The 10,798-nt window shown below is 60.3% G+C and carries 10 protein-coding genes and 2 pseudogenes; 5 read left to right on the top strand and 7 right to left on the bottom strand.

The genetic code is table 11. The features are described from left to right. Nucleotides 1-261 (bottom strand): annotated as a pseudogene (locus tag C9413_RS19870) (DUF982 domain-containing protein); the annotation flags it as partial. A 29-nt stretch (nucleotides 262-290) separates the two neighbouring features. On the opposite strand from C9413_RS19870, the pseudogene C9413_RS34545 reads away from it, so the two are divergent. The 5 genes and pseudogenes from C9413_RS34545 to C9413_RS19845 form a co-directional block, all read left to right on the top strand. After that, nucleotides 291-774, top strand: a pseudogene (locus C9413_RS34545) (PAS domain-containing protein); the annotation flags it as partial. A 512-nt stretch (nucleotides 775-1,286) separates the two neighbouring features. Next, complete coding sequence (locus C9413_RS19860) at nucleotides 1,287-2,240, top strand: MBL fold metallo-hydrolase (RefSeq protein ID WP_039845912.1); 954 nt, start codon at nucleotides 1,287-1,289, stop codon at nucleotides 2,238-2,240. A 143-nt stretch (nucleotides 2,241-2,383) separates the two neighbouring features. Beyond that, nucleotides 2,384-3,136, top strand: coding sequence for an SDR family oxidoreductase (locus C9413_RS19855; protein ID WP_039845911.1), 753 nt, complete (start codon nucleotides 2,384-2,386; stop codon nucleotides 3,134-3,136). 63 nt (nucleotides 3,137-3,199) lie between these two features. Continuing rightward, complete coding sequence (locus tag C9413_RS19850; RefSeq protein ID WP_039845910.1) at nucleotides 3,200-3,625, top strand: cupin domain-containing protein; 426 nt, start codon at nucleotides 3,200-3,202, stop codon at nucleotides 3,623-3,625. Nucleotides 3,626-3,696: 71 nt separating this feature from the next. After that, the gene (locus C9413_RS19845) at nucleotides 3,697-4,722 is read left to right on the top strand and encodes a mechanosensitive ion channel family protein (protein WP_039845909.1); all 1,026 of its coding nucleotides are present in this window, start codon (nucleotides 3,697-3,699) and stop codon (nucleotides 4,720-4,722) included. A gap of 91 nt (nucleotides 4,723-4,813) precedes the next feature. On the opposite strand, the gene C9413_RS33580 is transcribed toward C9413_RS19845, so the two are convergent. From C9413_RS33580 to C9413_RS19815, 6 genes are all read right to left on the bottom strand, one after another. Further along, nucleotides 4,814-5,209 carry a hypothetical protein gene (locus tag C9413_RS33580; protein WP_039845908.1) on the bottom strand — a complete coding sequence of 132 codons (396 nt, stop codon included), beginning with the start codon at nucleotides 5,207-5,209 and terminating at the stop codon, nucleotides 4,814-4,816. A 221-nt stretch (nucleotides 5,210-5,430) separates the two neighbouring features. Continuing rightward, the gene (locus C9413_RS19835) at nucleotides 5,431-6,636 is read right to left on the bottom strand and encodes an NAD(P)/FAD-dependent oxidoreductase (RefSeq protein ID WP_039845907.1); all 1,206 of its coding nucleotides are present in this window, start codon (nucleotides 6,634-6,636) and stop codon (nucleotides 5,431-5,433) included. A 113-nt stretch (nucleotides 6,637-6,749) separates the two neighbouring features. After that, the gene (locus C9413_RS19830; RefSeq protein ID WP_039845906.1) at nucleotides 6,750-7,580 is read right to left on the bottom strand and encodes an alpha/beta hydrolase; all 831 of its coding nucleotides are present in this window, start codon (nucleotides 7,578-7,580) and stop codon (nucleotides 6,750-6,752) included. A gap of 420 nt (nucleotides 7,581-8,000) precedes the next feature. After that, the gene (locus tag C9413_RS19825; RefSeq protein WP_039845905.1) at nucleotides 8,001-8,951 is read right to left on the bottom strand and encodes an AraC family transcriptional regulator; all 951 of its coding nucleotides are present in this window, start codon (nucleotides 8,949-8,951) and stop codon (nucleotides 8,001-8,003) included. Nucleotides 8,952-9,604: 653 nt separating this feature from the next. Next, entirely contained in the window at nucleotides 9,605-9,949 is a 345-nt protein-coding gene (locus tag C9413_RS19820; protein WP_052451599.1) for a transposase, read from the bottom strand. After that, entirely contained in the window at nucleotides 9,946-10,476 is a 531-nt protein-coding gene (locus C9413_RS19815; RefSeq protein ID WP_052451598.1) for a hypothetical protein, read from the bottom strand. The genes C9413_RS19820 and C9413_RS19815 overlap by 4 nt, the downstream gene beginning before the upstream one ends. Nucleotides 10,477-10,798 lie beyond the last annotated feature (322 nt).

Genomic DNA, 10,798 nt, shown 5'->3' with positions numbered 1-10,798 from the left:
GTTGATGGGTCCATGTTGGTTTTCCCAGCATAGGGCAGCGGCGCAACCCCTATCGCCGGCATGCCAGCTTCGAGGCATGCGGGCTATAAACGCCTCGCGGGCTACTGCCGCGGGCGTCGTTCGGTTTAATGCCCGCCTGCAAGCCGAGACAGCGCGATTGTGGAAAGGGGAAGCTTCGTAGCCACTGTCAAAGGTACGGTCCAAACCGGAGTGCAGGGTTACTTTCAGCGGCAGGGTCCAAAGCACGTCGTGATACGCCATCTCTTGTAGTGCGATAACTGGGTCTGGGGAGCCAGCAGCAGTTGGAACAGATGATCGAGGCCGTGCCCTTCAGTATCCTAAGCTTCGCGCCATCGGGCGAGCTGACCTATGTCAGCAAGCGATATCAGGACCAGGCCGGTGCGCCGACGACGCAGATCAAGGACTTCGATGCGCTGGCTCGGGAAGTGGCTCACCCCGACGACTTTCCGACAATGTTTGCGCGGGCAAAGTGAAAGGCTTTGCGACCGGCAAGCCCTTCGTCAACCGGTTTCGCCGGTGCCTGAAGAACGGCGGCTATCGCTGGATCGAGACGCGTGCTCAGGCACTGCACGGCGCGGACGGCGCGATCGTACAGTGGTACTTTGCTTCAATCGACATCGAAGAGGAGATGCGCACAGGAGGTATTACGCGAGGGAACGCTTTCTCTGGCCACTGGTGGAAACACTGCCGGCCATGATCGATTGCGCTGCGCCAAACGGCGAGCCGGTCTGTCGAAGCCAGCAAATCCGCGATTTGCCGAGGGTGGGGACGATACAGCCAGACGGGCATCATCGGCTGCTCCTGCAGAACAAATAAAACCTGAAATCGCCAGCGTTTCGAGCCGATTTAATCTCGATATTGGCGCTGGGGGTCCCGCGTCGCAACCTAGTCTGGTCACTGCGAGGCCGCAACTTGTGGAAATCCATGTTTTGGCACCGTTCCGCCCACTTGGGAAAGGGCGCCGAGCCTCGATCAATGGCCCCGAGATGTTCATAGCAAAGGCTATTGGAAAGAGCTGCATCCGACAAACCGGCGAAACCCCGGGCGATTGGAGCATGCGCATGCGTCAGCAGCAATTGCTCTGCAGCGGCAGCAATCGTTCTGGCGCAGCCGCAGATCGGTTTCGATAGATCATCAGAGGACACGCCAGCAGTGAGTGTGTCGCCGATCGCAAAAGACTTCACCCGCATTGACCGCGCTTCCCGTCCAGGAAGCGTAAGCCACCAAGGATCTAGCACCAAGATAGAACGCAGGAGGTTTCAAAGATGAACCAGATCATCAACAACACTCAGGAGGCAAGCATGAAAGTGGACAACACCTCACACCCCGGTAGAACGGCACCCGAAGAGCTGGTTCCATCGCGCTACGCGGTGCGGATCGGCGAGATTGACGTGCTGGTGGTCAGCGATGGGGTGCTACCGCTCCCAACCGCGATGTTGGGCCACAACGCTGACCCGGCCGCCCGGGCCGCCTGGCTGGGCGACATGTTCTTGCCGCAGGACGCTTTCGACTGGGCACTGAACGTGGTCGTGGTGCGCAGCGGCGAGCAGACCATCCTTATCGACGCTGGACTGGGCCTCGACCCGGACTTGAACTTGCCGCGGGCCGGGCAGTTGATGAAGCGGCTGGCGGCCGCCGGCATCGACCTTGCATCCGTGACCGACGTCGTGCTGACCCACATGCACATGGACCACGTTGGCGGGCTGCTCGTCGACGGGGTGAAGGAACAGCTGAATCCGGACCTGCGGATCCATGTGGCTGCTGCCGAGGTCAAATTCTGGGAGTCGCCCGACTTCTCCCACGTTTCGATGCCCGCAGGCTTCCCTGACGCGCTGCGGGCAGCCGCCAAGCGGTTCAGCAAAGACTATCAGAGCCAGCTGCGGCTGTTCGAGGATGAGCATGAGGTGGCGCCGGGCGTGGTCGTCACCCGTACCGGTGGCCACACCCCCGGGCATAGCGTGGTCCGTGTGGCCTCAGGCAACGATCGTCTGATGTTTGCCGGCGACGCCGTGTTCGCGGTCGGGTTCGACCACCCCGACTGGTTCAACGGCTTCGAACATGACCCCGAGGAGGCGGCCCGCGTTCGGGTCCGGCTTTTGCGGGAGCTGGCGGCGACCGGCGAACTGCTGGTGGCAACTCATATGCCGTTTCCTTCTGTTGGCCATGTCGCGGTCGACGGCGACACCTTTCGTTGGGTCCCGGTCTTCTGGGACTACTGACCTCTTGTTGAATTAAGGCCAACCAGAGCGTCATCCTTGAAGGCTGTGTCCAGCTCGGCCTTCAAGCCCGAGCTTCAAAAAGGCCTTCTATCCACCTATTCAACCACGCGCACCGCACGGGCGCGCAGCAAATGGAGCATCTTATGAAAATCGTGATTATCGGCGGAACCGGCCTGATCGGTTCCAAGACTGCAGAACGCCTGCGCAAAAAGGGGCATGAGGTCATTGCCGCTGCCCCGCAAACCGGCGTCAATACCCTCACCGGAGAGGGCTTGGCGGAAGTACTGAAGAATACCGAGGTGGTGATCGACCTCGCGAACTCGCCATCCTTCGAGGATAAGGCCGTGCTCGAATTCTTTCAGACGGCAGGCAAGAACCTGATGGCAGCGGAAATCGAAGCCGGCGTGAAACACCACGTCGCGCTTTCGATCGTCGGCACGGATCGGTTGCCGGATAGCGGCTATCTTCGAGCCAAGGTCGCCCAGGAAAAGATCATCCGGGCAGCCGGCATTCCCTATACGATCGTGCGTTCCACACAGTTCATGGAATTTCTCGGCGGCATCGCCCAAGAGGGCACGGTCGGCGACACGGCCCGCTTGTCGACGGGTTTCCTGCAGCCGATCGCGTCTGACGACGTCGCCGATTTCGTAACGGACGCGGCCCTTGCCCCGCCGGCTAACGGCATCGTCGAAATCTGCGGCCCCGAGCGCGCACGTCTCTGCGATTTCGCCGCGCGCTACCTCAAAGCGATCGGAGATTCCCGCACCGTTGTCGCGGATCCGGACGCCCGCTATTTCGGCACCAAACTGGAAGACGGTTCACTCGTTTCCGACAATCATCCTCGCATCGGCCGCATCGGTTTCGATGATTGGTTTGCGACAACGCCCAGAAAGTAACGACCTGCATACGGGCCGTCTTATAGGCGGCCCCGATGCCTCAGTCACGAAAGGACGATAGATATGATCAAGTCATTACGTTTTGCCGTTGCGTTGACGGCTCTCCTGTCAGGCTCGGCTCTTGCGCACGATGCGCCCGGTGGCGGGGAGGGCGCAAAGGTTACGCTGGTCTATGACCACAAACTGCCGAACGTTCCCGGTAAGAGCATGAAGGGCGTTCTCGTCGAATATGCTCCGGGCGGTTTCTCGGAGGGCCACACACACCCAGCCTCCGCCTTCATTTACGCGACCGTCCTCGAAGGGGCGATCCGCAGCCAGGTCAATGACGGGCCCGTCACGGTCTATGAAGCCGGTGACAGCTTTTCGGAATTGCCGGGCGATCGCCACGGTGTCAGCGAGAACGCTAGCAAGACCAAACCGGCAAGGCTGCTTGCGGTCTTCGTCGTCGATAGCGCCGAGCAAGAACTGACATTCCCGATCAAGAAATAGCCGATCAGGCCGGGCCCGCAGTGCCGGTGCCCGGCCGCTCTTTGACCCAACCTAAATCGGTGATTGCTGCCATGTTTGGTAATGACAATTTCGTGCCGCTTGTTCTGATCAATCTTCTGGGAATTGCCGGCATTGTCGTGTGGCACATCCAGGGCGGCAACCGTCCGACGGGCCGCTTGATCGTCCAGATCCTGTTCTTCACCAACATGAGCCTCGTGCTCTATCTGGGAGGCATCGCTCCGCATCGGCCCGACGGCATCTACACCCAAGGTCCTGCCGCGCTGCTTTCCAAATCGGCCAGAATCCTTTGGTGGACCCATCTCGCCTGGACGATCATCGGCTTCATCCAGATCTACGTCAGACTGAACCGCAAGCCACGGGAAGCACATCTCATCCAGGATATGGCCATTGCCGTCATCTATCTCGGCGTGGCGCTTTCCGTCATCGGTTTCGTCTTCGGCATGCCGGTCGGCACCTTGGTTGCAACATCCGGCGTCATCGCCGTCATCTTCGGCCTGGCGTTACAGAATACGCTGGGCGACGTCTTTTCCGGCATCGCGCTGACACTCGGTAGGGCCTATGCAATAGGCGACTGGGTCCAGTTGAACGACGGAACCGAGGGTCGCGTCATCGAAACCACCTGGCGCTCCACCAACCTTTTGACCGTTACGAACAATGTCGTCGTGCTACCGAACAGCATCCTGGCAAAGCAGGGCGTGACAAATCTTAGCCGCCCTGACGAAACCCACCTGATCGCGCTGCGTGTGCGCATCGCTGCAACGCAAAGACCACGTGTTGTCGAGGAAGTCATGCGATCTGTGCTGCGAGCCAGCGTCCGGATCGTCAAGGACCCGCCGCCGGTCGTTGCCCTGAAAGCCATCGACGCGATCGCAATCGAAGTCGAGCTGCAGTTCCGCGTCGACAGCGTCGCAATTCGAACGCCCGCCAAGAATGAGATCGTTGATCTGCTTCATGACCAATGCAGAGCAAGCGGGCTTTCGCTGGCCATGCCCGCCGAAAGCCTCGCTTTCGTGCCGGCACCGATCGGGAACCAGTATCTTGCCGAATCCCGGCCGGTCTCGGTCACCGTCCCATAAGATCGTAGCCAGATACAAAATGAGGCAAGCTGGGTGGATGCGAGGAAGTTCTCGTCGCATGTGCCAATCGGCTCGCGATGGCGACTGGGCATTAGAGTTTTTGAAAATCGTTCAACAGCGTTGCGTTATTCGTCAAGCCGCGAGCTGAAGATGGGACGATTGACTTTGAATGGGTGCAAATCGGGTTCAAGATAGATTTTGAGGAGAGATCAGCCGTGTATGAAGATCGCGATCCCGTGATGAAGCCCAATGGAACTTTCTTGCGCCCTTGATGCCCGGTAGCTGCCGCGGCAAGCGCGGCCGGCGAGCCGATAACAGACGCCTTATTGACGCCATCTTCTGGATGGCCCGTTGCGGTGGGCGCTGACGCGACCTGCCGAAGCGACTTGGCGATTACCGCATTTTCAAGGGCGCCACTGTTGCCTGGGTGGAGCGGGGAGTGCTGCAGGATCTTCGACAGTATCAGCCACGATGGCGATTTCTGCATGCCACAGTCATTCGCGCTCGTCAGCATGCCAGTGGCGCACGCAGGCAAAAATGGGGCCTGATGCCGGAAGTCTGAGACCGTTCCAAGGCAGGCCCAGGCGCCAAGCTCCATGTCGTGACCGACAGGAGAAAACGATCGATGAATTGACGGGCGCCTTACGAGCGGGCCGAAATATAACAAGCTGCGCTCTTGCGCGGAGCGCAGCTCGTGTCGTGATGCGATCAGAGGTCCGTCACACGCTCCGGATCGGCGGAAGCCAGCGCAGCGGCGCGCTCGGGCTGCGGCGGATAGATCCAGACGGTGTTGATTTCCTGTTTGGTCGCCTTCGCTTTCTCGCCGACCATCTCCACCTTGCGCTCCCAGCCTCGGGTGAAGAGGGCTCCGGCATCACCGAGGTCAAGGCAGGTGACATAAGCTTCCTGATGATATTGCCGTGCCGGCACACCCAACAGTTCGGCGGCGGCATTGTTGCCCGCGAAGGCGCCCATGCGTGTGGCGTGCTGGCACGACATCAGTGCGTAGTTGCCGCAGTCGTCGCATGCAGCGCGTGCCGCATCCCCGGTGGCGAAGACGCCAGGCACGGACGGCACGCGCAGGCAGCCATCGACCAGCAGCCGGTCGAACTTGTCACGCTCGCCAGGAATTTTGGTGGTCAGGGGATTGGCCCGCATGCCTGCTGCCCAGATCACGGTCATGGTTTCGATATGCTCGCCGGTACTCAGCGTAACTCCGGACTTGTCGAGCGATGAAACCCCGGCGTTGAGCCGCGTTTCCACGCCGAGTTTGCGCAGCGCTTCCTCAATAATCGGGCGAGGACCTTCGCCCATGTCGGGGGCGACCGCGCTGCCGCGATCGATGACAATGACGCGCGGATTGGCGGTTTTGTCGAACAGGGCCCGCTGCCGCGAAGGCATCTCGGTCGCCGCCTCGATACCCGTGAAACCGGCGCCGGCAACAACGATGGTGTCGCGCGCGGCCGAGGCCGGCAGTTTCGCAAGCTCGTGGAGATGGCGATCGAGGACAATGGCGTCATCGACATTGTCGATGCTGAAGGCATATTCGGCGAGGCCGGGAATATTCGGGCGGAACAGCCGGCTGCCGGTGGCGAGCACAAGGCGATGATACTGAAGGGACTTTCGTTCGCCCCTGGCATTGACGACGTCTACGGTGCTGGCCTTCGTGTCGATCGATTCCACGCTGCCCTGCACGTAGGCGACATCGACGGCGTCAAACACATCCTGCAGAGGTGCCGTCAGGGTCTCGGGTTTCGGCTCGTAAAGCCGGGGGCGAATGACGAGCGTCGGTTCCGGCGACACCAGCGCGATTTCGAGCTCTTCGGGCGAAACGCCTTCGATATCGCGCAGGCGGGCTGCCGACAGAGCGGCGTACATGCCGGCGAAACCGGCGCCTACAATCACAAGTCTCATGTTATTTTACTCCGTGGTTTTTAGTTTCAAAGGGCCGCGCGTCATCGTTGCCGCTCCCGCTGGGCGGCGAGATGGTCGGTAACGATGGCGCGCGGATGTTGAAGCGACGTCGCTTAGGCGGTGACGAAGGCCAGCATGTCGGCATTGACGACATCTGCATGGGTCGTGCACAGCCCATGCGGCAGTTTCTCGTAGATTTTCAGCGTGCCGGTCTGGAGGAGCTTCGCCGACAACGGAGCGGCGGCACCGATGGGAACGATCTGGTCGTCATCGCCATGCAACACCAGCGTCGGCACGGTGATGCTCTTCAGGTCCGCGGTGAAATCCGTCTCCGAGAATGCCTTAATGCCGTCGTAATGCGCTTTCGCGCCTCCCATCATGCCCTGACGCCACCAATTTGAGATGACCGCCTGCGAAGGCTCGGCACCCGGGCGATTGTAACCGTAGAAGGGGCCGCTCGGAAAATCGCGATAGAACTGCGACCGGTTGGCCGCCAGCTGGCTGCGCAATCCGTCGAATGCCTCGATCGGCAAACCGCCGGGATTGGCGGCGGTCTTCAACATCAATGGCGGCACGGCCGCAATCAGGATCAGTTTGGCAACGCGACCCTTGCCGTAGCGCGCGACATACCGCGCGGCTTCACCGCCGCCGGTAGAGTGGCCGACATGGATTGCGTTGCGAAGATCGAGGTAGTCGATCATTGCGGCAACATCGGAGGCGTAGTGATCCATGTCATGACCGTCGCTCACCTGGGTCGATCGGCCATGGCCGCGGCGATCATGAGCGATCACGCGAAAGCCCTTGCCGAGGAAGAAGAGCATCTGATTGTCCCAATCGTCGGAGCTGAGCGGCCAGCCGTGGTGAAAGACGATCGGCTGAGCGGACTTCGGTCCCCAGTCCTTGTAAAAAAGTTGAACGCCGTCGCTGGTTGTAATGGAGGTCATCGTGCTAATCCTTTGTAGAATATTTGTTTCGGCGCCCGTCATCGAATTGGACGGACAGTCGGGTATGCAAGCCGCTACGGGTCGCTTCGTTGCGATTGACCCATAACCGGTGTCCCAGACCATCCTTTGTCTCCGCCGGATCCATTGGTATGGGCGCAATGGTGGTTTAGCGAAACAAGTCTACGGCTGCGCCAGAGGGATTGGGACCATTGCAGAGCAATTGCGGTTTAGCGGATGCGGCGCAGTTCATCGCCCGGCGTTTTACCGGTCAGCTTTCAAAATGCGGCGGCCAAGGCTGTTTGCGAGGCGCAGTCGAGTGAGGCTTCGACCAACGCCATGCCAGTGCAATCGCGCGGCATGGTCGTCGCTGAGCCAGAACGCACAGTCCGGAATCTGAGGCGAGGCGAAAGGAGATTGCGGTCAGCCGTGGCGCCGCCGCCAATCGGTCGGTGTTTCACCGGTCAATTTTCGGAATGCAGCTGCAAATGCTGTTTGCGAGGCATAACCGAGGGAGGCTGCGACCAACGCGATCGAATTTTGAGGATCGCGAAGCATGTTTATGGCCTGCTCGAGCCGATATTGACGGAGCCAGTTGTGAGGCGAAAGTCCCGTGCTTTCCTTGAAGGCGCGACAGAAATGAAAACGCGACAGCCCGGCATCGGCAGCGAGAGCCCCGAGGGAGACGTCCGCGTCAGCGTCCGACCGCAATCGTTCGATGGCCCGGCGCAGCACGCTCGGCGCGAGGCCGCCCAGCGCCGGCTGATAGCTAGGTGCCTTGCCGGTATGCGCAGCCAGCAGGCGCGTGGCCAGAAGGTCAGTCAACTGCTGCCTGAACAGTGCATCCAGTGCCGTATTGCCTTCCAGGACATCGGCTGCGCTCAGGAGCAATCGGGATGTAATGAGGTCCGGATGCGCCGTTCGCTCCAAGAGATCGGTCGGCGTGAAAGTATCGGTTTCGTCGGCAATGCGCGTCAGTGTCGTGCGGGGAAGATAGAGCTGGACGACATCAACCGGTTTTGGAATATCCCATCGGGAGCTTGATCCAGCCGGGATGATGATCACAACCCCGCGACGAAACGTTCCGCTCTCGATCGATCTTCCTGTCCGCCGTTCCATGCGCTGTATCGCGCCGTTGTAAGCCATGATGACGTGGTCGGTCATGGGCTCGACGACATCATGTAAGGGGCCGTGGTTCCAGTGAGCGATTGCACCGCCGGAGGGGTCTGCCGCAAGATGAATTGGCGCAGTCCGAAGAACGCGCGACATCTCGTTTGCAGGATTGTGGTCAGCAGCCGGCATTTCGTCCCGGCGCGCCTCGATTGTCTCAGCCAGGGAGCCTTCGAGAGGATCGCAGGAGTAAGGCAAGCTCATGGTTGCACGCTCGTAGACGGGCGCTGCCTATGTGCTATTCCGACAATAATCGCGGGCTCATTGAGTATCCACCAGTGGTGGCCGACTTCGTCAGTCCTACGACCCATGACGTCCCCCAATCTCGCGAGCGATTTCGCCGTGCTTTAGGTCATTCGCGCGTTGTGTGATGCAGGGCAAATATCAAAAACTTTTGAGCGGGAAAACCTATTCTCCAGGATAGGTTGCCTTCGCCATTGTCGTATTGTCTCATTTGAATGGTAGGTCCAACAAGGGGAAGCGGACCATGAAGCGCAGGCTTGAATTACGGACGACATCATTACCGACCTTTCGTCTTGGAGGTCCTGCGCGAGGCAGGAGATCCGATTTCGGTGACCGACTGTGCAGCGAAGCGGACAAGCTCGGCATCCCGAGCGAGCCAGCGAATCTCTCGGACATCGCACACCGCCTGTCGGCGGTCCTCACCCAACTGACGACTGCAGGACGCGTGCGGCAATCGGGTAAGTTCGACGGCCGCAAGGTTCTGTGGGAGGTCGCCGCTTAGCCTTCCCAGATCAGGTCTGGCGGCTTATTGCCCTGCCAGTATCCGCACAGATAGCGAGATGTCGGGCGAGACAGTGCCTTGCCCAGCAGCTGGAACGTATGGCCTCGATTGCTCACCTGGCCACGCCGGCCACGGACCAGTCGAAGTATTTCAACGAAAACCGATGTTGGATGCCGACGTAGGCCCGTTGGACCCGCGAGAAGAAGCTTTCGACCTGGTTGGTTTTTGTGCCATCGTCGGTCTGATAGGCCCTCGAGTGGTTGACACGATGCAGCTTGTTCAGGCCAGCCAGGTCGTTGTAGCTGCCATGCTCGTCCGCGAAGACCGTTGCTTCCCGCGACACGCGATCTCCGACGGCCGCCCAGGCTGCGTTGCTGTCCTCGTCTCGGATGATCCGGGTGAACGTCTGCCCTCCCAGCCCGCGCTGGCGGATCGCAAGAGCGCACAGACACTTCATGTTTTGGGTATTTCTTGCGGCGGCGGTCGATGCGATCCTCGGCCTTGGCCGCCAGCGTACTTGCCGTCGATCTCGACCTCGCCATCGAGCACCATCTCCTCCCTGCGCCAGGCGATGGCCTCGCGCAGCTTCATGAGGAACACCCAGGCCGTTTTGTATTGGACGCAGCTCTCGCGCGAGAGCTGGAGCGCCGCCTTGCCCTTCACCGAGGTCGCCGAAAACCAGATGGCGATGAGCATCTTCTTGAAGCTCAGCTTGCGCGCGTGGAAGACCGTGTCCGAGGTGACGCTGAAAACGGCCTTGCAGGTCTTCTCGGTGCATTTGAAGCGATTGCCGCTCATCGTGTGGCACCGAAGCGTTCCGCACTTGGGGCAATACGGCTCGCCCTCCGTCTCGTGCCACAGGCGCTTAAACCAGTTGTAGGCAGTCGTATCCCGCATCTTGGCGAGATCGAGCACCGTCAGCGTTCGGCATTCTGGCGAGAGCAGGAAATGCTGGCCCTTGGGCGTGTCTTCGGGGTTCGCCATGGCTCAACCCCTCCGCGATCCGGAGGAAGGCCAGACGTATTTCTAAGCCCCCTCCCAAGGCACTGACAGACAACACAGCAGCGTTGGGGCGGTGGGCAATGGCGGCGGTAGCGATGGCGTTGAAGGTCATGTTCAGGCTCCAGAAGTCGACGGCAGGCACAGCGGATCGGCGGCCGAAGGCCGCGGGGAGATCAGAGCTGTATGCGTATCATCCTGAATACACAACGCCGAACCCACGAGGCCACGGGGGATCTCGGATGGCATCTTCTGCATGAAGAAAACAACATAGCACCGCGGCGGTGAGCGCTATGGCCTCACGCAT

This window comes from Rhizobium sp. SEMIA 4085, assembly GCF_013004495.1.
Classification (GTDB): domain Bacteria; phylum Pseudomonadota; class Alphaproteobacteria; order Rhizobiales; family Rhizobiaceae; genus Rhizobium; species Rhizobium gallicum.
Note: the sequence above shows the minus strand (reverse complement) of the source record. Positions and strands in the feature narration are given on the sequence as shown.

Excerpts from the sequence above, each read along its gene's own strand:
- C9413_RS19860 (WP_039845912.1), top strand. The coding sequence starts at position 1,287 with ATGAACCAGATCATCAACAACACTCAGGAGGCAAGCATGAAAGTGGAC.
- C9413_RS19855 (WP_039845911.1), top strand. The coding sequence starts at position 2,384 with ATGAAAATCGTGATTATCGGCGGAACCGGCCTGATCGGTTCCAAGACT.
- C9413_RS19850 (WP_039845910.1), top strand. The coding sequence starts at position 3,200 with ATGATCAAGTCATTACGTTTTGCCGTTGCGTTGACGGCTCTCCTGTCA.
- C9413_RS19845 (WP_039845909.1), top strand. The coding sequence starts at position 3,697 with ATGTTTGGTAATGACAATTTCGTGCCGCTTGTTCTGATCAATCTTCTG.
- C9413_RS33580 (WP_039845908.1), bottom strand. The coding sequence starts at position 5,209 with ATGCAGAAATCGCCATCGTGGCTGATACTGTCGAAGATCCTGCAGCAC.
- C9413_RS19835 (WP_039845907.1), bottom strand. The coding sequence starts at position 6,636 with ATGAGACTTGTGATTGTAGGCGCCGGTTTCGCCGGCATGTACGCCGCT.
- C9413_RS19830 (WP_039845906.1), bottom strand. The coding sequence starts at position 7,580 with ATGACCTCCATTACAACCAGCGACGGCGTTCAACTTTTTTACAAGGAC.
- C9413_RS19825 (WP_039845905.1), bottom strand. The coding sequence starts at position 8,951 with ATGAGCTTGCCTTACTCCTGCGATCCTCTCGAAGGCTCCCTGGCTGAG.
- C9413_RS19820 (WP_052451599.1), bottom strand. The coding sequence starts at position 9,949 with ATGAAGTGTCTGTGCGCTCTTGCGATCCGCCAGCGCGGGCTGGGAGGG.
- C9413_RS19815 (WP_052451598.1), bottom strand. The coding sequence starts at position 10,476 with ATGGCGAACCCCGAAGACACGCCCAAGGGCCAGCATTTCCTGCTCTCG.